Source organism: Flavobacteriales bacterium (assembly GCA_016779995.1).
Classification (GTDB): domain Bacteria; phylum Bacteroidota; class Bacteroidia; order Flavobacteriales; family UBA7312; genus UBA8444.
Window position 1 is genome coordinate 224,140 of record JADHMO010000001.1, and the last position, 20,459, is coordinate 244,598.

General features: G+C 34.9%; 21 protein-coding genes. 7 read left to right on the forward strand and 14 right to left on the reverse strand.

From position 1 onward, the window contains the following. Positions 1 to 25: 25 nt before the first annotated feature. Positions 26 to 2,245, reverse strand: a complete 2,220-nt coding sequence (locus ISP71_01060; protein ID MBL6662665.1) for a T9SS type A sorting domain-containing protein — start codon at positions 2,243 to 2,245, stop codon at positions 26 to 28. A 108-nt stretch (positions 2,246 to 2,353) separates the two neighbouring features. Between ISP71_01060 and ISP71_01065 the strand changes: the two genes are divergently transcribed. Together ISP71_01065 and ISP71_01070 are read left to right on the forward strand one after the other, a co-directional pair. Then, positions 2,354 to 4,096, forward strand: coding sequence for an ATP-binding cassette domain-containing protein (locus ISP71_01065; protein MBL6662666.1), 1,743 nt, complete (start codon positions 2,354 to 2,356; stop codon positions 4,094 to 4,096). Positions 4,097 to 4,110: 14 nt separating this feature from the next. After that, complete coding sequence (locus ISP71_01070) at positions 4,111 to 4,881, forward strand: methyltransferase domain-containing protein (protein ID MBL6662667.1); 771 nt, start codon at positions 4,111 to 4,113, stop codon at positions 4,879 to 4,881. Here the strand turns inward: ISP71_01070 and rsmG are convergent. From rsmG to ISP71_01085, 3 genes are read right to left on the reverse strand one after another with little or no spacing between them, the layout of a single operon-like run. Then, a complete protein-coding gene (gene rsmG / locus ISP71_01075) occupies positions 4,878 to 5,504 on the reverse strand; it encodes a 16S rRNA (guanine(527)-N(7))-methyltransferase RsmG (GenBank protein ID MBL6662668.1) in 627 nt (208 codons plus the stop codon). The genes ISP71_01070 and rsmG overlap by 4 nt on opposite strands. After that, the gene (locus ISP71_01080; GenBank protein MBL6662669.1) at positions 5,504 to 6,064 is read right to left on the reverse strand and encodes a sigma-70 family RNA polymerase sigma factor; all 561 of its coding nucleotides are present in this window, start codon (positions 6,062 to 6,064) and stop codon (positions 5,504 to 5,506) included. The genes rsmG and ISP71_01080 overlap by 1 nt, the downstream gene beginning before the upstream one ends. A 38-nt stretch (positions 6,065 to 6,102) precedes the next feature. Continuing rightward, entirely contained in the window at positions 6,103 to 7,146 is a 1,044-nt protein-coding gene (locus ISP71_01085; protein ID MBL6662670.1) for a glycosyltransferase, read from the reverse strand. Between the two features lie 143 nt (positions 7,147 to 7,289). Between ISP71_01085 and tgt the strand changes: the two genes are divergently transcribed. Beyond that, positions 7,290 to 8,420: a tRNA guanosine(34) transglycosylase Tgt gene (gene tgt, locus ISP71_01090; protein MBL6662671.1), complete on the forward strand. Its 1,131-nt coding sequence runs from the start codon at positions 7,290 to 7,292 to the stop codon at positions 8,418 to 8,420. Beyond that, positions 8,421 to 9,497 carry an LptF/LptG family permease gene (locus ISP71_01095; protein ID MBL6662672.1) on the forward strand — a complete coding sequence of 359 codons (1,077 nt, stop codon included), beginning with the start codon at positions 8,421 to 8,423 and terminating at the stop codon, positions 9,495 to 9,497. Here ISP71_01095 and mazG read toward each other — a convergent pair. Further along, positions 9,490 to 10,254 carry a nucleoside triphosphate pyrophosphohydrolase gene (gene mazG, locus ISP71_01100; GenBank protein MBL6662673.1) on the reverse strand — a complete coding sequence of 255 codons (765 nt, stop codon included), beginning with the start codon at positions 10,252 to 10,254 and terminating at the stop codon, positions 9,490 to 9,492. The genes ISP71_01095 and mazG overlap by 8 nt on opposite strands. 63 nt (positions 10,255 to 10,317) lie before the next feature. On the opposite strand from mazG, the gene ISP71_01105 reads away from it, so the two are divergent. Then, the gene (locus tag ISP71_01105; protein ID MBL6662674.1) at positions 10,318 to 10,518 is read left to right on the forward strand and encodes a membrane or secreted protein; all 201 of its coding nucleotides are present in this window, start codon (positions 10,318 to 10,320) and stop codon (positions 10,516 to 10,518) included. Here the strand turns inward: ISP71_01105 and ISP71_01110 are convergent. Beyond that, positions 10,511 to 11,500: an FAD:protein FMN transferase gene (locus ISP71_01110; protein MBL6662675.1), complete on the reverse strand. Its 990-nt coding sequence runs from the start codon at positions 11,498 to 11,500 to the stop codon at positions 10,511 to 10,513. The two genes, ISP71_01105 and ISP71_01110, sit on opposite strands and share 8 nt — an antisense overlap. Positions 11,501 to 11,545: 45 nt before the next feature. On the opposite strand from ISP71_01110, the gene ISP71_01115 reads away from it, so the two are divergent. Beyond that, a complete protein-coding gene (locus ISP71_01115) occupies positions 11,546 to 12,001 on the forward strand; it encodes a DUF1801 domain-containing protein (protein MBL6662676.1) in 456 nt (151 codons plus the stop codon). Here the strand turns inward: ISP71_01115 and ISP71_01120 are convergent, their stop codons facing one another. From ISP71_01120 to ISP71_01155, 8 genes are all read right to left on the reverse strand, one after another. Continuing rightward, positions 12,002 to 12,211, reverse strand: a complete 210-nt coding sequence (locus ISP71_01120) for an alkylphosphonate utilization protein (protein MBL6662677.1) — start codon at positions 12,209 to 12,211, stop codon at positions 12,002 to 12,004. Between the two features lie 323 nt (positions 12,212 to 12,534). Continuing rightward, positions 12,535 to 12,732, reverse strand: coding sequence for a hypothetical protein (locus ISP71_01125; GenBank protein MBL6662678.1), 198 nt, complete (start codon positions 12,730 to 12,732; stop codon positions 12,535 to 12,537). Between the two features lie 236 nt (positions 12,733 to 12,968). Continuing rightward, complete coding sequence (locus tag ISP71_01130) at positions 12,969 to 14,273, reverse strand: NADH:ubiquinone reductase (Na(+)-transporting) subunit F (GenBank protein ID MBL6662679.1); 1,305 nt, start codon at positions 14,271 to 14,273, stop codon at positions 12,969 to 12,971. A gap of 22 nt (positions 14,274 to 14,295) precedes the next feature. Further along, on the reverse strand, positions 14,296 to 14,913 hold the full coding sequence (gene nqrE / locus ISP71_01135) for an NADH:ubiquinone reductase (Na(+)-transporting) subunit E (protein MBL6662680.1): 618 nt from the start codon (positions 14,911 to 14,913) through the stop codon (positions 14,296 to 14,298). A 10-nt stretch (positions 14,914 to 14,923) separates the two neighbouring features. Next, positions 14,924 to 15,571, reverse strand: a complete 648-nt coding sequence (locus tag ISP71_01140; protein ID MBL6662681.1) for an NADH:ubiquinone reductase (Na(+)-transporting) subunit D — start codon at positions 15,569 to 15,571, stop codon at positions 14,924 to 14,926. Further along, on the reverse strand, positions 15,571 to 16,338 hold the full coding sequence (nqrC, locus tag ISP71_01145; protein ID MBL6662682.1) for an NADH:ubiquinone reductase (Na(+)-transporting) subunit C: 768 nt from the start codon (positions 16,336 to 16,338) through the stop codon (positions 15,571 to 15,573). The genes ISP71_01140 and nqrC overlap by 1 nt, the downstream gene beginning before the upstream one ends. A gap of 4 nt (positions 16,339 to 16,342) precedes the next feature. Further along, positions 16,343 to 17,488, reverse strand: a complete 1,146-nt coding sequence (locus tag ISP71_01150) for an NADH:ubiquinone reductase (Na(+)-transporting) subunit B (GenBank protein MBL6662683.1) — start codon at positions 17,486 to 17,488, stop codon at positions 16,343 to 16,345. A gap of 11 nt (positions 17,489 to 17,499) precedes the next feature. After that, the gene (locus ISP71_01155) at positions 17,500 to 18,849 is read right to left on the reverse strand and encodes a Na(+)-translocating NADH-quinone reductase subunit A (protein ID MBL6662684.1); all 1,350 of its coding nucleotides are present in this window, start codon (positions 18,847 to 18,849) and stop codon (positions 17,500 to 17,502) included. Between the two features lie 178 nt (positions 18,850 to 19,027). On the opposite strand from ISP71_01155, the gene ISP71_01160 reads away from it, so the two are divergent. Then, positions 19,028 to 20,413 (forward strand): DUF5103 domain-containing protein, encoded by a 1,386-nt coding sequence (locus ISP71_01160; GenBank protein ID MBL6662685.1) that lies wholly within the window; start codon positions 19,028 to 19,030, stop codon positions 20,411 to 20,413. Positions 20,414 to 20,459: the final 46 nt, after the last annotated feature.

Below are 20,459 nucleotides of genomic sequence, written 5' to 3' on the forward strand. Positions count from 1 at the left end.
ATATCTTTTTCGGAGAGTACCAAAACTATTGCTTTATGAGTTTTTTAATAGAGTTATTAAATTCAATGAGGTAAATTCCAACCTCTAAATCTTGTATGTCTATAGAGTGTTTGAAATCACTTTTTACAGACGAATGAACCTCTTGCCAAATGGTGTTATATATTCTTATTTGACCATTGATATTACTCTCAAGAACAAAAGCTCCGTAAGTAGGATTAGGGAATAAATCAAACTGTGTTGTATTAGTACTATAATCTGAAGTTGACAAAGCAGATTCGACGCAAAAATTAAGCGTTATATCATCACCAAAATCAGAATTAGGCTCGTTTAATTCAGCAAGAATATTATCGTCATTATCATAAATAGTAAAGTCTCCATCAAATTCACAAGTATGTTGTGAACCGTACAAACCATCGCCATACTCATCTTCAACCACAAATTTATAGCAGCCGTCCATTAAACACCAATTTTCAATAACACTTTGAGGATTAGGCTCCATATCCTGAGCAGAATTTCCGCCCGGATAGTAACCATTAGAAACTGAATAGATTACCTGACCATTAGTGCTTTGTAATTCCCAAGAAGTTTCTTGACCATAGCAATCAGGCAAGAAGTCTAACTCCACTAAATTGGCAGCTACGTTTATATAGTCTGTCATGGTATAGTCATCTGTATTTTCTGTGCCAGAAACACTTAAAGAGACATCGTAAGTGCCTGGTGAATTGTAGTTCACAGTATGCGGTCCAGGACCATTAGCAGAAGCTGGCGAACCACCAGGGAATTGCCAATTATATGACGTTATTTCTCCAGTAGATAAAGATGAATAAGTAACCGATGAGTTTAAGCAAACATTAGTCTCTGAGCTATTGAAAGCAGCTGTTACAGTAGCACTTTGATTACAATATATGCCATTTAATGAAATCGCATTGGTGTTAGCAGGGTCTAACCATGGTTTTAGCTGTTCGGAAGTAGAGTTACCTACCTGATCCCAGCCGTGCCATAGTTTTCCGTAAATATCCGTTTGATTGGTAGCGTCACAAAAAGATGAACCACCAGTTAATACACCTACCAATAAAGAGTTCTGATTGTATATTGGCGAACCTGAAGAACCTCCTTCTGTTACACCATGACCATTATCCGTTTGAGACCATTGCACTTGCCAATGTGTTGTATTATCATTACCCCATCCTAAACCACTAGATGTTGTCAAACTATTAGTAAAAGTAGAAATCTTCATTATATCTCCACTAGGATGGTGAATACTAACACCACTAGTAGCAGGGGTATTTGAACGATTCCATCCAGAAAAATAGGGATCAAAATCAGGTTCACTATTCAACTCAACTAAAAAGAAATCAGGATCACCAACTCCACCTTCACCTCCACTATTAGCAAGTTTAGAACAACCCGTAATGGAGTAAGTATTATTTGGAACAGAATTATTACAATTTGGCGAACGGTAGTTAAAATAAAAAATAGATTGATTGAGTTCATTATCACTAATATCTCCACCACTAAAGCAATGGTCAGCAGAAAGTACGTAAGGTGTACAATTGTTCAGTGTATTATTAACTAATGCACCTGTGCATAAACCAACATTCCAACCTGAACCAATTTGAATTCTACAAACAGATTTTTTTTGGTTTTCCCAAGCGTCACCTTCGGAGCAATTGGCATTGACTTGGCAATCTTCAGAAGAATTGTAACCTCCAAGTTGCCCACCACTAATATCCCTGTAAGCATAGGCAAAGCGATTAATAGATAATCTTAAATCACTTAACTCAGTATTAGGCTGAAAATACTCAAGAATTAACATATCGCCACTAATAAGCTCTGTTGCGAAAAGACCAGAACTGTGGTTATGTTTTGAAGTAAAAGGACCTATTCTTTGAGTGTACGAAGGGTTGTATATGTATAATTCTCCAGATGATGGTATCCAAAAATCGTCATAATACAATGAAATGCCTTTAGCATCGGTAGCTGCTATAGCTAATGTCCAAACCTTTCCACCATCTACCTCAGTCCATAAACCATCATCAGAACTCGAAATATCACACAACACAAATTTACCAAAGTTGAACATTTGACCTTTGACCACTTCTGCGTTTAATAACTCATCGATATCAGCAGGTTTATCAAAAGTTAATAACGGTATTTCATTACCAGAATCTAAAAAAAGAGACTCAATGTTTTGTGCTGTTAAAAAATTGAAACTCAATAATAATGTTAGTAAGAGCTTATACATAATAATATTGTTAAGGTTTTGATAAACTAGGACAAAGTACAAAAATAATGAATTGCAAATTAATCGACACAATTTTGATGCTTAACCATTATATTTGCCAATCATATTATGACAAAAAACAAAAAAACATCACTTAAACGCGCTGGTCGTTTATTTCAATATATAAAACCTTACAGAATAGAATTTTCCTTCGGGCTTTTCTTCTTGTTGTTATCTACTGCAGCCTCGTTAATTTTTCCTGCTTTAATGGGTAATCTTGTTGATTCAGCCTCCGATAAGCTAGTGAATAACATCAACCAAATAGCAATAGCACTTTTAGTGTTATTTGCCTTACAAGCCATATTTTCCTATTTCAGAATAGTGTTATTTGTTAATGTTACTGAAAAAACTTTAGCAGTAATACGACAAGAAACCTATGCGCACCTTATAAAACTGCCTATGAATTTCTTTTCAAAAAGACGTGTAGGTGAATTGAATAGCCGTATTGCCTCTGACATATCCTTATTACAAGAAACTTTTACTACCGATTTAGCTGAATTTTTAAGACAAGTTCTTATCATTATAGGTGGTATTGTATTTCTTTCTTTGACCTCTGTCAAGCTGACCTTATTTATGTTAGCCATAATTCCCGCCATGATGTTAGCTGCGGTCTTTTTTGGAAGATATATTAAACGATTCTCCAAGCAAGTACAAGAAAAAGTAGCTGAATCTAACACTATAATAGAAGAAACTTTACAAGGTATTTCCAACGTCAAAGCCTTTACCAATGAGTTTTTTGAAATAGGACGATACACTAAAAAAACGAATGAAGTGATGCAAATTGCCAAAAAAGGCGGTCGTTATCGTGGTGCTTTTGCTTCATTCATCATCTTTTGTTTGTTTGGCTCTATTGTTGCAGTTATTTGGTATGGCGTATTAATGATTAACTCAAACGAACTAAGTATAGGTGAGTTGTTTACGTTTATACTATACTCGGTTTTTATTGGTGCATCTGTAGGTGGTATGGCCGACATCTACGCAAAACTTCAAAAAGCTATTGGAGCAACAGAACATTTGATGGATATTCTTGAAGAAGAAAAAGAAGAAATCCATTCAACATTTAGTGCTGATGCCGTTAAAGGTCATATAAAATTTCACAATTTAAGTTTTGCCTACCCAAGTAGACCAGATGTACAAGTATTGAATAATTTAAATTTTGAAGTTCAACAAGGTCATAACATAGCGTTGGTAGGCCCAAGTGGCGCAGGAAAAACCACATTAGCCTCTATCCTATTTGGTTTTTATAAAATAGAAGACGGTCAAATTAGTATTGACGGAAAAAATATTGAAGAATACGACTTACACTTTTTAAGGAAGCAGATTGCTATTGTCCCTCAAGATATCATTTTATTTGGTGGTAGCATTAAAGAAAATATTGCATACGGCAAATTAGACGCTTCTGAACAAGAAATTGAAGAAGCAGCTAAAAAAGCTAATGCTCTTAACTTCATTAATGATTTCCCTGAAAAAATGGAAACACTTGTTGGTGAGCGTGGCATACAACTTTCAGGTGGACAAAGACAACGAATAGCCATTGCTAGAGCTTTGCTAAAAAATCCTAGTATATTAATTTTAGACGAAGCAACTAGTGCTTTAGACTCTGAATCCGAAAAGCTGGTTCAGGAAGCTATGGACGTGCTCATGAAAGGAAGGACTTCTATAGTTATCGCACATCGACTTTCTACCATTAAAAATGCAGATTGTATATTAGTGCTCGAAAACGGACAAATTATCGAGCAAGGAACCCATCAAGAGCTTCAAAAAAATGAAGGCTTATATAAGCAACTCTCTGATATGCAGTTCAACCATTAAAAAAAATATAACCCATGAAATACATAATAAGCTTAGTAACACGATTAATACCTCGACATTACCTACACCACATTAGTCATTTTTTTCTAAGAATATTTTCTCTATTTATGAGAGGTAATCAATTCGAAGACCCAATTAATGGATATACTTATAGAAAATTGCTACCCTACGGAAGGCTAAGATCTAGAGAAAATGCCATAGCACCAGATAGTATGTCTTTAGAAAGACACCGACTAATTTGGTTATACCTTAAAGAGAAAACTAATTTCTTTAGTGATAATTTAAAATTTTTGCACATTGCCCCAGAATACTGCTTTATTAAGCTATTCAAAAATCAAAAGAATTTGGACTACACTACAGCCGATTTAAATTCGCCTTGGGCAGATGTAAAAATGGACGTTCACGATATTCCTTTCGAGGATAATAGCTTTGATGTCATTATGTGTAATCACGTTTTGGAGCATGTGCAAGATGACAGAAAAGTGATGAAAGAATTTTACAGAGTGATTAAAAAAGGTGGTTGGGGAATTTTTCAAGTACCTATCGATACTAATCGAAAAGAAACCTTCGACGACCCTAGCATAACAGACCCAAAAGAAAGGGAAAAACACTATTGGCAAGACGATCACGTCAGACTTTATGGCTTAGATTATGGTAATATTCTTAGTGAAGCTGGTTTTGAAGTTATTGAAGATGACTACATCAATACCCTAGACCCTAAGTTGGTAGAACGTTATGCCTTACCAAAAGGAGAAATTATATATTTCTGTAAAAAGATAGATTAAACCATCTGCACATAAACAACCTTTTTAGTATCAAAAAAGTCTTGGCTGAAATAATCTGAAAGATTAAAAGAATGGTGATGATAGGTTACTTGACTCATTTCTTCGGTCAAGTCACCTCCTTTAAGGTAAAGAACACCATTAGGAAAAGTGTTTTTACAATTAAGAGAAAATTTATCTTCAATCCACTTTAGAAAAGCAGGCATACGGGTTACCGCTCGGCTCACTACAAAATCAAATTTTCCGTTGATATTTTCTGCTCTTTCATGTGCTGTTTTGACATTTTTCAAGCCTAACTCCTGAGCCACTGCACGAACTACTTTAATTTTTTTGCCAATACTATCCACCAATAAAAAATCTACCTTGGGAAATAATATAGCTAATGGAATACCTGGAAAGCCTCCCCCAGTACCCACATCTAGTACCTTAGTACCATCTTCGAAGTTCATTATTTTGGCTATTCCTAAAGAATGTAAAACGTGACGCTCTAAAAAGTCATTCATATCCTTCCTAGAAACCACATTTATTTGAGCGTTCCAAAACCCATACAAATCAGAAAGAGCAGAGAATTGCTTTTTTTGAATATCTGTTAAATCTGGAAAATGTGTAAAAATGATATTAGCCATTAAAAGATATCTTTTTTACCAGAAAGTATCTTAAACAACTGCTCTCTTGAGCGAAATAATTGAGCTTTAACTGTTCCAATAGGTATCTCTAACTCTAAAGAAATTTCTTCATAACTGTATTCTTTAAAGTAACGTAACTTAACTAATTCTCTGTAGTTTGGTTTTAGTTGTTCGACTATATTTCTTAAAATTTGAATACGTTGCTTATTCATCATCTTTTTCTCTGGTCCATCACCATGATAGGGAATGTCTATTGCTGTTTGTGAACCTTCATCGTGATCTATCATAGCATCTATTGAGTAAGTCGGTAATTTTTTCTTTCTCAAATAATCAATACAGTTGTTTCTTGCAATGCTAAACAACCATGTACTAAAAGCAAAATTAGGCGTGTAAGAATCTAACTTATTAAAGGCTTTACCAAAGGCTTCTATGGTTAGTTCCTTAGCAAGTTCTCTGTCGTTGACTCTTTCATAAAGCATAAAAAAGATGGGGTCTCTGTATTTAGACATCAAGGTATTATAGGCACGAGGATCTCCTTTGGTCAATGCCAATTCGATGATTTTTAAATCCTCCTTTGCTTTTTCTGTAAGTTCTTTGTTTACCAAAACCTTTTCTTTTTTATTGTTCTGTTGACTATAAAGATAAAGTAAAAAATAATAAATAGTAGTTCTAAAAATGGATACAGAAAGATTAAATCTTTTTCTACTAGTTTTTTCATTATTGGATACGACACCAACATTTGAACTGCTAAACGTAGCATAAACAAAGAAACAATAAAATGTAAAAAGGGTTGCCAAAACAGTAAAACCAAAAATAACAGCCAAAATAAGGCTTGACTAAGTGTCCATAAACCCAACATCATCTTGTGATAGTTTTTATAATAAACTCCAGTACTAAGATGTCTACTTTTTTGTCTTATCCAAGACTTCCAAGTGGTTTTTGGAACAGATAAGGTGTGTGAAGAATTCGCAATACTTACAGCAGTATTATGGGGACTTGCTACTTCTTTAATAAATAAATCATCATCTCCTGAAGGTAAGTGCAAGTGAGTAGCAAAGCCTTTATTATCAAAAAACAAAGACTTTTTGTAGGCTAAATTTCTACCTACACCCATATAGGTTTTGCCAATTAAAGCGTAGGAAAAATACTGCATAGCCACTTGAAATGTGTCAAACCTTACTAACTTATTCAACAAGCCTTTATGCTTTTCATAAGCACCATATCCAAGTACAATAGTCTTATTAGAAAAATGTTGAGTCATAGTACTAATCCAATCCTTATCTCTCGGGTAGCAATCGGCATCAGTCAAAAGAAGGTAGTCATACTTAGCGGCTTTGATACCTAAGGTTAAGGCAAACTTTTTACCCAATCCTTTTTTAATATCTTCTCCTATGTCAACAAGTTTTATTTTAGGATGGTTTTCCCATTGCTTAAAAATAAATTTTGTGTTGTCTGTAGATTGGTCATTAACCAATACTATTTCAAAATTAGGATAGTCTTGTTCTAACAGTTTATCCACTAAAGCCTCCCAGTACTGTTCTTCGTTATAACCACACACAACAACAGAAACGGCTTTAGAAAAGGTCTTTTTTTGTTCTTTATGTCTTGCTAACTTTAAATAAATAAAAAGATAATAGCACAATTGTACTAGAAAGAGAAAAGAAAAAATCACTAAGCATACAGTAGCTATATCCATAGACTACAATGATACGGATATTTAATTTTTTTATGCCCTATAAAATAGATGTTATTAAGACTTAACTATCTTTGGCGAAATTTGCATTTATGGATTTTAAGCTGATTAAAAAAGATAGTGCCTCAAAAGCACGTTTAGGAGAACTGACAACTGCACACGGAAAAATCCAAACCCCTATTTTTATGCCTGTCGGAACGGCAGCAACAGTCAAGGGCGTTCATCAGCATGAAGTAGATAAAGATACTCAAGCACAAATTATCTTAGGTAACACTTACCATTTGTACTTAAGACCAGGTCTTGAAGTGTTAGAAAAAGCAGGAGGAATACACCAATTTATGAATTGGCAAAAGCCCATTCTTACCGATAGTGGTGGTTATCAAGTATATTCTCTATCAGGAAAACGTAAAATTAAGGAAGAAGGTGTGAAGTTTCAATCCCATATAGATGGCTCTTACCACCTTTTTACTCCAGAAAATGTAATGGATATTCAGCGAACTATCGGTGCTGATATCATTATGGCATTTGATGAATGTACGCCTTACCCTTGCGATTATAACTACGCTAAAAAGTCTATGCACATGACTCACCGTTGGCTAAAGCGTTGTTGTGAACGATTTGATAGTACCGAAGCAAAATACGGCTTTGAACAAACCCTTTTTCCTATTGTTCAGGGAAGTGTATATAAAGATTTGAGAAAACAATCGGCAGAAAAAATAGCCTCTTTTGAGCGTGAAGGTAATGCCATAGGTGGCTTATCTGTGGGTGAACCTCATGAGCTTATGTATGAAATGACGGAAATAGTATGTAACGTACTACCTGAAGATAAGCCCCGCTATCTAATGGGCGTAGGAACGCCAACCAATTTATTAGAAAACATTGCTCTAGGTGTAGATATGTTCGATTGTGTTATGCCTACTAGAAATGCTAGAAATGGTATGATATTTACAAGTGAAGGGACTATTAATATCAAAAATAAAAAATGGGCTGACGACTTTTCTCCAATAGATGAAAATGGCACTTCATATGTGGACTCTACTTATAGTAAAGCTTATGTGCGTCACTTATTTACTGTCAACGAAATGTTGGGTAAACAAATAACAACTTTACACAATATTCGTTTTTACCTATGGTTAATGGAACAGGCTAGAGAACATTTGGCTGCTGGGACATTTACAGAATGGAAAAATAAAATGGTTAAAAAACTTGACAGACGTCTGTAAATGCAAAAGTTAGATTGGTATATTATAAAAAAGTTTTTGGGGACGTTTTTCTTCTCTATATCACTGATATTACTGATTGTTGTAGTATTTGACATCTCCGAAAAGATTGATGATTTTATAGAAAAAGATGCGCCACTCAAGGGGATTATTTTCGACTATTACCTCAATTTTATCCCCTACTTCGGTAACCTTTTCAGTCCTTTATTCACTTTTGTCGCTGTCATCTTTTTCACTTCTAAAATGGCTAATAATACAGAAGTCATCTCCATTTTAAGCAGTGGCATAAGCTTCAATAGATTTTTACGACCTTTTATGTTATCTGCTGGATTTTTAGCTGTCCTATCATTCACACTTAGCAACTTCATAATACCACCTGCCAATAGTGAACGCTTAGAATTTGAAAACACCTATATAAAAAACCCTTACAAAAACAGAGATAAGGATATACATATGCAAATAAAACCTGGTCAGTTTATCTACATGCAATCTTATAACACCAAACGAAACATTGGCTATAAATTTTCAATGGAAGAATTTGAGAATAACGAACTCCAAGAAAAGCTGTTTTGCAATTATATCAAATGGAATGAAACTACAGAAAATTGGACGGTGCACAACTATTTCATTCGTAAAATAGACCATTTAAATGAAGAAATAATCGAAGGCGACACCCTAGTTTTAACGATTAATCTGCACCCTAATGATTTTAACGTCAGGCGAAGTATGGTAGAAACTATGAATATGTTTCAGCTTAACCATTATATCAAGGAAGAACGGATGAAAGGCTCTAAAAATTTAGTTTTTCATATCATCGAGCAACAAAAACGTTTTGCTTATCCCTTTGCAACTCTCATACTTACCATTGTTGCTGTGGCTATGGCATCACGAAAAGTTAGAGGAGGAATTGGTTTGCATCTAGGGCTAGGGCTACTCATTAGCTTTGCTTACATACTTTTTATGCAAGTTTCTACAACATTTGCAACTAATGGTGACTTATCTCCTGTCATTGCCGTATGGATTCCCAATTTGCTGTTTGCCAGTTTAGGACTTTACCTACTCAAAAAAGCACCTAAATAGTTTTAGCCTCGTTCCAATACACATCCATCTCTTTCAAAGTTAAATCTGATAGCTCTTGTCCTTTAGATTTTATTTGTTTTTCCATGTATTGAAAGCGTTGAATAAACTTTTTGTTAGTTTTTTCTAATGCATCCTCAGGGTTTACATTCACAAATCGAGCATAATTAATAAGTGAAAAAAGTAAGTCACCAAATTCCTCGGTAGTCTTCTGCTCATCGCCTTTATCCACTTCGGCTTTTAGTTCCATTAATTCCTCTTGAACCTTATCCCACACTTGTTGTTTATCGTCCCAATCGAAACCAACACCACGAGCTTTTTCTTGAATTCGAATAGACTTTACCATAGCTGGTAAAGACTTAGGCACCCCTTCTAGAACAGAAGTCTTACCTTCTTTTAGTTTTAACTTTTCCCAATTGGCTTTCACCTCTGCCTCATCGGCTACTTCAACGTCTCCATATATGTGAGGATGACGATGAATCAACTTTTCACAAACACCATTAAGCACATCTGTAATATCGAAGGTATTTGTTTCAGAAGCTATCTTAGAATAAAAAACAAGATGTAACATAATGTCTCCCAATTCTTTCTTTATTTCTTGCATATCACCATCGACTATGGCATCAGACAATTCATAGACCTCCTCTAAGGTTAAGTAACGTAAACTATCAGTAGTTTGCTTCATATCCCAAGGGCATTTAGCCCTTAAATCGTCCATTATATTCAATAATCTTTCAAAAGCTACAAGCCGTGCGTCCATAAATAAAATTTTTAGCAAAAGTAGTATAACAATTTCATACCTTTGCAACCTATTGAATTTTGTATGAAAGTCGTTTTATTAGCAATAGCATTATTAGCTATAGGTTTTGCAGGAATAGCCATTAAGATACTCGTCAAGAAAGACGGTAAATTTTCTGGTACTTGTGCTAGTAACAGCCCATTCCTTAACAAAGAAGGAGAAAATTGTGGATTTTGTGGTGCTAGCCCTGACGAAATGTGCAAAAAAGAAGAAGTGGCTAGTTAGTCACTAGTGATTTAAAACCTTCTGTAGACCAATTCTCCCAGCTTTTATCAGCATTAGTAAATATCAAAAAAGCCTCTAAATTGGGGTGTTTACTTAAAAAGTCTTTAGTCTGCTCCACTCCCATAACCATAAAAGTAGTGGCATAAGCATCTGCCGTCATACAATCGTCTGCAATTACAGTAGCACTTAATAGAGAATGCTGAACAGGATAAGCTGTTTTAGGGTTAATAGTATGAGAATATATCTGACCATCTTTTTCGTAAAAGTTTCTGTAATTACCAGAAGTTGCTAACGATTTATTGTGAAGGTTTAATATTATTTGAAAGCGGTCGTTTACATCAATCTCATTAGAAGGTTTGTCTATACCTACTCTCCATTTTTTGTTTCTAGAATTATATCCTTTTGCTCTGAGTTCTCCACCCAATTCAATTAGATAGTCCGAAACTAAATGTGAATCCAAAAGCTCAGCAATGACATCTACTGTATAACCTTGAGCAAGAGCATTAAAATCCATAGTTTTTTGTTGAGGATTAGAAAGTAAGCTATCTCCTTTAAGCCATAAATCCTGATAACCAACCTGTTGTAATAAAGTGGCTATGTGTAAAGAATCGACCTCTTGTCCGTCATTAGGACCAAAACCCCAAGCCTCAACTAATGGTGCTACAGTACAATCAAATAATCCATTGCTGAGTGAAGAAATATGCTGAGAGGCTTTAAAAACACGTACAAAATGGGTGTCTAACAACAAACTAGTATCACCTGAATTCAATTGACTTAATAATGAATTGGTATTGTAAGTAGATAATGAATGATCAATAACCGTAAGAAGACTGTCTATTTCATGATGATAATCCTCTGAACTCATGTATTTGATACTGTATGAAGTACCTTGAGCAAAACCAACATTATGAATCAAGCTTCTAGAGCTATCTAGTCCTTTACAGCCAAAAAATAAACAAACAATAAAAAACAAGTATCTCATTACACAAAATTATACATTTGTTTCATAGAATTTAAAATATAAGTAATGAAAATTGATGCAATTTCAGTAGATGATTATTTTGATAAAATTCCTGAAGAAAGGAAGGATATAATGAATAAAATAAGAGCCATTATTAATGCCAATCTTCCTAATGGTTTTGAAGAATGTTTGGGCTATGGAATGCCTAGTTGGGTAGTGCCTCATTCTATATATCCTCATGGATATCATGTTAGCCCTCAGCTACCATTACCTTTTATGAGTATAGCCTCACAAAAAAACTTTATTGGACTATATCACATGGGAATATACGCCGACTCAAAATTATTTAAATGGTGGACAGAAGAATATGCTAAGCATTGTAAAAGGAAGCTAGATATGGGGAAAAGTTGTGTTAGACTTAAGTATTTAGATGAAATACCTTATGATTTAATTGCCGAACTATGTAAAAAAATAAGTGTTAAGGATTGGATTAACACCTATGAAAATAGTTTAAAGAGGTAGCTATTTCTTTTTAAGATACATTGTTTTAAGTACCACTCGTGTGCCATTCACTTTACAATCAACTTCGTTAGCATCATCTGTCAAACGGATGTTTTTGACTTTAGTGCCCTTTTTTATGACTAAAGGAGAACCTTTGACGTCAAGAGTTTTAATAACAATGACTGAGTCACCATTAGATAAAGAATTACCATTACAATCATTTACATCCATAATTTAATCTTTGAAACAAATGTAACTAAAGTCATTGGCTAAACTGAAAAAAATATCTAATTTTAAATCGTAATTTTTAAATCCCTTAAACCTTGAAAATAATAAAGTATATCAACTTTTTAATGATAGTTGCGTTTGTTATTCTAATTCTTTTAAAAATACTTTCAGTTTTAGAATTGGGAATAAAAAAAGATACTATAATAAATCCCGATCAATCATTTCTAGTAGAAATTTGTAGTGATAATAAACTAGAAATAGGCATAGTAGCTATACTACTGCTAATAGTCTTATCTGTTTATCAAATACTAAAAAAATAAATAATCTTATTCATTAGATTGCTTATCGCTAGGTAGAACTGGGATAAATGATTTTTTTATTTTCTGACCACAACTAATGCAGTTTATAAGAATTGAACGAGGCTCGTCTTGGTAATAGTACCTACTAGAAAATGAAGATTCATCTTTTACTACTTTTCTCTTAAACCTACAAGAACAAAAACCTTGTTTTCTTACTATTTTCATAAATGATGTATAGTAAGGGGGGATTTTGTGCGTCTAAACACGAGAAAACAACCAAAGGCTCTTAACCCACCCCCCCTAATTAAAGGAAAATAAGGTTAAGAGAAAAATCATAAAGTTTGGTTGAATTGTGTTTAGACTTCGCTAATATAAGTTAAAAAAGACAACTCTATTAGTGAAAAAATAAAAAAAACCTCACTTATTTCAAGTGAGGTTTTTTTTTAAAATAATAAATTTTATTATCCACCGAAATCATCAAAACGGACATTCTCATCAGGAATACCCCAATCATCAGCCATCTTTAAAACAGCTTGGTTCATAAGTGGTGGACCACAGAAATATAATTCTATATCTTCAGGTGCTTCATGTTTGGTTAGGTATTGATCAATTACAGCTTGGTGTACAAAACCAACAAAACCATCACCCTCCTTATCGTCTAAATCTTTCTTAGGCGTCCAATTATCTTCTTCTAATGGCTCAGACAAAACAATTTCAAAATTAAAGTTTGAAAATTCTTTTTCTAAGCTATAAAAGTGGTCCAAGTAGAATAACTCTCTCTTTGACCTACCGCCGTACCAATAACTTACTTTTCTACCAGTCTTCAAAGTTTTGAATAACTCATAAAGGTGTGAACGCATTGGTGCCATTCCTGCACCACCACCGATATATAGCATCTCCGCTTCAGAATTATTGATAAAAAATTCACCGTAAGGCCCTGAAATAGTAACCTTATCTCCAGCTTTTCTGCTAAAGATGTAAGAAGACGCTACACCTGGATTTACGTCAGCCCATGTATTTTTTGCTCTGTCCCAAGGTGGTGTGGCAACACGAACGTTTAGCATAACACGTCTACCTTCAGCAGGATAAGAGGCCATAGAGTATGCTCGAACCACTTCTTCATCATTCTTCATCTTAAGTGACCATAAACCGAATTTATCCCACTCCAATTTGAATTTTTCTGCCTCATCGTGTTCATCAGGATGTGCCGTAATGTCCATATCGGCATAATTGATTTCACAATCAGGAATTTCAATCTGTATGTATCCACCTGCTTCGTAGGGCATATCCTCAGGAATTTCTACAATAAACTCCTTAATGAAAGAAGCAACATTATAGTTAGAAACAACTGTGGCTTCCCATTTTTTTACACCAAAAACTTCTTCAGGAATAGATATTTCCATATCCTCTTTTACCTTAACCTGACATCCTAAACGGTAGTTGTCTGCAATTTCTTTTTTAGAGAAGTGTGGTTCTTCAGTAGGTAAGATACCACCACCACCATTATGCACTTGGCAAGTACATTGAATACAGGTACCACCACCACCACAAGCAGACGGTAAGAATATACCTTCATTACTTAAGGTGTTAAGTAAAGTAGAACCTCCATCGACTTCTATTTCTTTTTCTCCATTGATGGTAATTTTAACTTTACCAGATGGCATCAGCTTGGCTTTGGCAAATAAAAGAATACCTACCAAGGCGAAAATTACCAATAAAAAAATGGCTATACTTGAAACTATTGTTGTTGTACTTAATATTATCATTTGTGTGTTTGTTCTAAACGAATTATAATTTGATTCCCATAAAGCTCATAAACGCAATACCCATAAGACCTGTAATAATAAAGGTGATACCTAGACCTCTTAATGGAGCAGGTACATGAGAATAACGTATTTTTTCACGGATAGCGGCAATAGCTACAATAGCTAAAAACCAACCAATTCCAGAACCTAGACCAAATACTGTAGCTTCTACAATACTGGTATATGCTCTTTCTTGCATAAATAATGAACCACCCAAAATAGCACAGTTAACGGCTATAAGTGGCAGGAAAATACCTAAAGAGCCATATAAAGCAGGAGAAAACTTCTCTACAATCATTTCTACTAATTGAACCATAGAAGCAATGATGGCAATGAACATAATGAAACTCAAAAAGCTTAGGTCTACATCAACGAAAGATTCGCTAAGCCAAACCAAAGCCCCTTGTTTCAAAATGAAATTTTCTAATAAATAGTTGATAGGAATGGTAAAGCCCAACACAAAGATGACGGCAAAGCCCATACCAACTGATGTTTTTACTGTTTTGGATACTGCCAAATAGGAACACATCCCTAAAAAGTAGGCGAATATCATATTGTCAATGAATATCGACTTGATAAATATATTTGCTAATTCTTGCATAGTATCAATATTAAGATTCGATTAAATCTCTGTTTTTCATTCTTTGTATCCAGATAATTATACCTACTGTAATAAGTGCCATAGGAGGTAAAATCATCATACCATTGTTTTCGTAACCCATTTCGTAAAGTCCCATTTTTTCAAGTACTGGATAACCAAATAGTGTACCAGCACCTAGCAACTCTCTAAAGAATGCTACGACAATTAGTATCCAACCATAACCAAAGGCGTTACCTAAACCATCTAAAAATGATTTCCAAGGACGGTTTCCTAAAGCAAATGCTTCAAGACGACCCATAATTATACAATTGGTAATGATAAGTCCAACAAATACGGACAGTTCCTTACTTACATCGTAAACAAAGGCTTTAAGCACTTGGTCAACTAAAATTACTAGAGCAGCAATTACTACTAACTGTACAATAATTCTAATTCTTGATGGAATTAAATTTCTCATAAAAGATACCAACACATTGGCAACTGATAGCACCACCAAAACAGAAATAGCCATTACAATAGCTGGTTTCAACTGAACCGTAATTGCTAAAGCAGAACAAATACCCAATACTTGAGTAGTAACAGGGTTATTGTCGTTCAAAGGATCTATTAATAGTTTTCTATTTTTCTTAGAAAACAAAGCTTCTTTTTTATCGCTCATTATTGTATAGTATTTAAATTAAATGCCATTGTACTATCTACTACTAAAGAGTCTGTTGGCAATTCTATCATTTCAGACATTTTTTTATTGAAGAATGCTAAATACTGACCAAAACGCTCAGCTAACATATCAGTTACACCGTCAGAAGTTATTGTACCACCTGAAATACCATCAACAGCGTGCATATCATCTTCTTTAGCACCACCCTTGACAACATTGATAGAAACTAACTCCGTTCCTTCAAAAATTGTTTTTCCAATAAACGGCTCTTGAAACCAACCTAATGAAATTTCCGCCCCTAAACCTGGAGTTTCTGATTTATGATCAAAGACCGCACCAGAAATAGTACTCATATCTTCTTTAAGAGCTACAAAACCCCAGATTGGACCCCATAAACCTTTACCTCTCATTGGAAGAATATAAATCTTTTCACCATCTTGTTGACTTTCGAAAACAGGAAGCAATTGTTGATCGGCTGACTTTTTGAGTTCAACTCCCAAATCAACCGTAAAAGCGTCTCCTTCTACTTCTTCTCCTTTGTTATTAAGAACATAGGTATTGACGATGTTTTTCTCGTAAGCGGCTGCCGCATCTTCACGACTAACTTCGATACCAACTGTAGAAAGTATATTCTGTTTCTTTTCCGACTCTATATTTTTGTCTTGAAATGGTTTTAGGCTAATAGCAGCAGCAGATAGCAAAGTAGCTACCAAGACAACCATTATTGCAGCAAAACCAAAAGTGTAGGAATTTTTATTTACATCCATAATATTAAGCGTTAGCTCGTTTTAATCTTCTTTTAATATTTCCTTGAATAACGAAATGATCTACTAATGGTGCAAAGATGTTCATTAATAGAATTGCCAACATCATTCCCTCAGGGTATGCTGGGTTAAATACACGAATAACTATGGCAAATACACCGATTAGAAATCCGTATATATATTTTCCTCTATTCGTTTGTGAACCTGTCACAGGGTCTGTTGCCATAAATACAGCACCAAAAGCAAAACTTCCAATGATTAAGTGAATCTCAGCAGGTGTTGCCATCAATTCGTTTGCACCCCACATATTAAATAGTGTTGCCATAACAAAACCTCCAACAAAGGTAGAAAGGATAATTCTCCAACTCCCAATACCTGTAGCTATAAGTATAAGAGCTCCTATCATAATAGCAATGAATGAAGTCTCTCCTACTGAACCAGGAATAGTTCCCATCATCATATCAAAAGGATTGAACGATAGGGATTGCCAATTAGCAGATGCTGCTAACTCTCCTAAGATAGTAGAACCCGAGTGACCATCAACCATAGCGTTGTGTACCCATACTTTATCACCCGACATATATATAGGATAGGCAAAGAATAAAAACGCTCTGGCAGTAAGTGCTGGGTTTAAAATATTCATACCTGTACCACCAAACACTTCCTTTCCTATTACAACAGCGAAGATGACTGAAATGGCTAACATCCACAATGGTACATCAATTGGCATAGTAAGAGGAATTAATAATCCTGTTACCAAATATCCTTCGTTTACAGAGTGACCACGATAAATAGCGAAAGCAAATTCAACAGCTAATCCTACTGCATAGGAAACAATAATGAGGGGTAAAAACTTCCAAAATCCGAAAATAAAATTCTCAACTAATGTAGCAGTCTCTCCAATAGCAAGGTGGTATTGATAACCAACATTCCACATCCCGAATAATAAACATGGAATTAAGGCTACTATAACCATAAACATGGTACGTTTCAAATCAATAGCATCTCTTACGTGAGCACCCTTGTGAGTAGTATGATCTGGCACAAACAAAAAGGTCTCAAAAGCATCGTATGCAGGATACAATTTTTCAAGTTTTCCACCTTTTTCAAAGTGAGGTTTTACCGAACCCAATAAATTTTTAAATAATTTCATAGTAAATAATTCTAACTACATTCTTTTTTAACCAAATCTAAGCCTTCACGAATAATGCTTTGAACTTCCATTTTAGAAGTACATACAAATTCGCAAAGTGCCATGTCTTCTGCAGACACTTCATAGATACCCAATTGCTCCATAGCATCGATATCTTCAATCATGCACGCTTTGACAAGCTGCATAGGATAAATATCCATAGGCAAGACTTTTTCGTACTGCCCCGTAACTACATAAGCTCTTTCTTCACCATTGTAGTTTGTATTCAAATTGTATTTCTTAGCTGGTGTTAACCACGAAAAATACGACTTAGACATCGAGAATTTTTGTAAACCTGGAGCAATCCAACCTAAAAATTCTTGCTCATTACCCTCTGGAATTACAGTAATCTGAGAATCGTAAAAGCCAATACAACCGTCAGCAGAAATTTGAGTACCAGTAAGCACATTGCCACTAATAAATCGGTTGCTACCATCTTTAATAGAATTTTCAGATATCATATTGGAGATAGATGCGCCAGAAATTGTTCTGTAATAACGTGGTCTTTCAACTTGTGAACCAGTCAAAGCAACAATGCGAGATACATCGTATTTGCCATCAGTAAACAAACGTGCAATAGTCAAAACATCTTGTGGATACAAATACCACACCACATCGCCTTTGTTAATAGGGTCTATGTGATGAACTTGCACACCAACATTACCTGCTGGGTGAGAGCCAGAAATTTTGTTGATTTCCACTCCTTTACAATCCGTAAATACTTTGGATGGATTGGTATTACCATCAACATTGAGGTGTACCTTACCGTCTGTCAATTTCTTAATAACCTCTATTCCTACTTGGAACTCCTTGTCTAAACCATGTAAAACGAAATCGTTATCTGGTGCTAAAGGAGCAGTATCAAATGTAGAAATAAATATGGCTTTAGGATTGTCCGAAGGGTTAGCAATCGTATCAAATGGCTTTTGACGAATAAATGGCCAAACGCCACTATCCAATAAGCCTTTAATAACTTGCTCTCTAGAGGCCTTAGCGTCTAGAGAAAAACTTTCATAACTAACTTCTGAATCGGCAGCAATTTTAACCTCCATAATTCTACGCTTAGCACCACGAACAATTTCTGTCACTTCACCACTAACAGGCGATGAAAAACGAATGCGTTCGTCATACTTATCGAAGAACAAGCACGTACCAGCTTTGACTTTATCACCCTCTTTAACAACCATTTTGGGTGTCAGAGCGTGAAAGTCTGTTGGTTTAATACTAAAATTTTGAGATCGAGGAATACTGGCGTAAACTTTATCGGCCTCCCCTTGTAGGTTGATATTAAGGCCTTTTTTTAATCTGATATCTTTTGACATCTCTTTTTGTAAAAATTGTGATTTTCGTGCGCAAAAATATACATTTGTAGCAAACTAAACGCACCACATTTCAATAAGAGTTTTTAATTTATAATGATTCTAAATAAGAGTGGGTTTTCTTGCTTGAAAAGGTGGTAATAAATGAGTAAAATAGTAGTTAATAATAAAAAATAAGACTTTGAAAAATACTTTAGCACTATCAATATTCTGTTGTGGATTACTTTTTTCTTGCGGCGGCTCTAAAAAAACAGCACAATTTGACGAATCTTTATACGATGATGAAAGCTCTGAAAGTTTAGCAATCGATGAAATAGAAGAAGTCGATACGATTAGCCAAGACCTTATTTTAGAAAATACTTTACGTTATGAAAATGCCATTTATGAGCCTTCTATTCACAGTGTACAGCTTCATCCCCTACGTTTTGAAATGGGAAATCCACTCATACACCTTTCTTTCAAAGACAGTCTTCTACTCTCTTTTGATGACCTTAGTAGCGACCCACAAAACTACGCCTACACCCTAATTCATTGTAATGCCGACTGGACGCCTTCCGACCTCATGGAGAGTGAATATTTAGAGGGTTTTTATGAAGAACCCATCACAGATTATCAATTTTCATTTAACACCATACAAAATTATGTCCATTACCAAACTGTTATCCCTAGTGCTAACTTAAAACCTAGCCTTTCTGGAAATTACCTGCTTATTGTTTTTCCAGAAAATCAAAGAGACCAACCTATCCTTAGTCAAAGAATGATGATAATGGACGAAAAAGTATCGGTTAAAGGCAGTGTCAAACGAGCCACAGATTTAGAACAACGCAACTACCAACACGAAATAGACTTTAGCATACATCACAGCGGCTATGAGATAGAAAATCCATTCGGTGACATAATGCCTGTTATCACTCAAAATTCTAGATGGGACAATGCCATTAGCGGTTTACAAGCTGTCTTTGTAAAAGATGAAGAAATCGTTTACGATTACGAAGACGAAAACCTTTTTGACGGCGGTAACGAATACCGATTTTTTGATATACAAAGTTTGCGTTATCTTTCTGAACGATTAGCCGATATTAGCTTTGAATCCGACACCCACAAAGTAGTATTAAGAACTGACGAAGCTAGACGTTTTCAACGTTACTCGGGCTTAGTACAAGACATCAATGGTAAGCGTTTGATACGAGTACAAGAAGGCTCAAGAAATGCCATAGAAGCCGATTATGCTTTAGTACGTTTTACACTTCCGTACGAGCATGAAATTAGTCATGGTGACCTTTATGTTTTCGGACAAATTAGCGACTATGGTTTTCCAGAAAGTCATCGCATGACTTACAATGCAGAAAAAAACCAATACGAAACCAATATATACCTCAAACAAGGTTATTATAATTACGAATACGTCCTTAAAAAATACGAAGGTGGCAATATCAACAAATTCATAGAAGGCACACATTACCAAACTGTAAACGATTACCACATATATATATATCATAGACCAACAGGAGAATCGTACGACCAGTTGATAGGAATTCAAAAACTGACTTCAAAAGACTTGTTATGATGGTATATTCCTATAAATTTGCACCAATTACTAAATAAACTAAAAA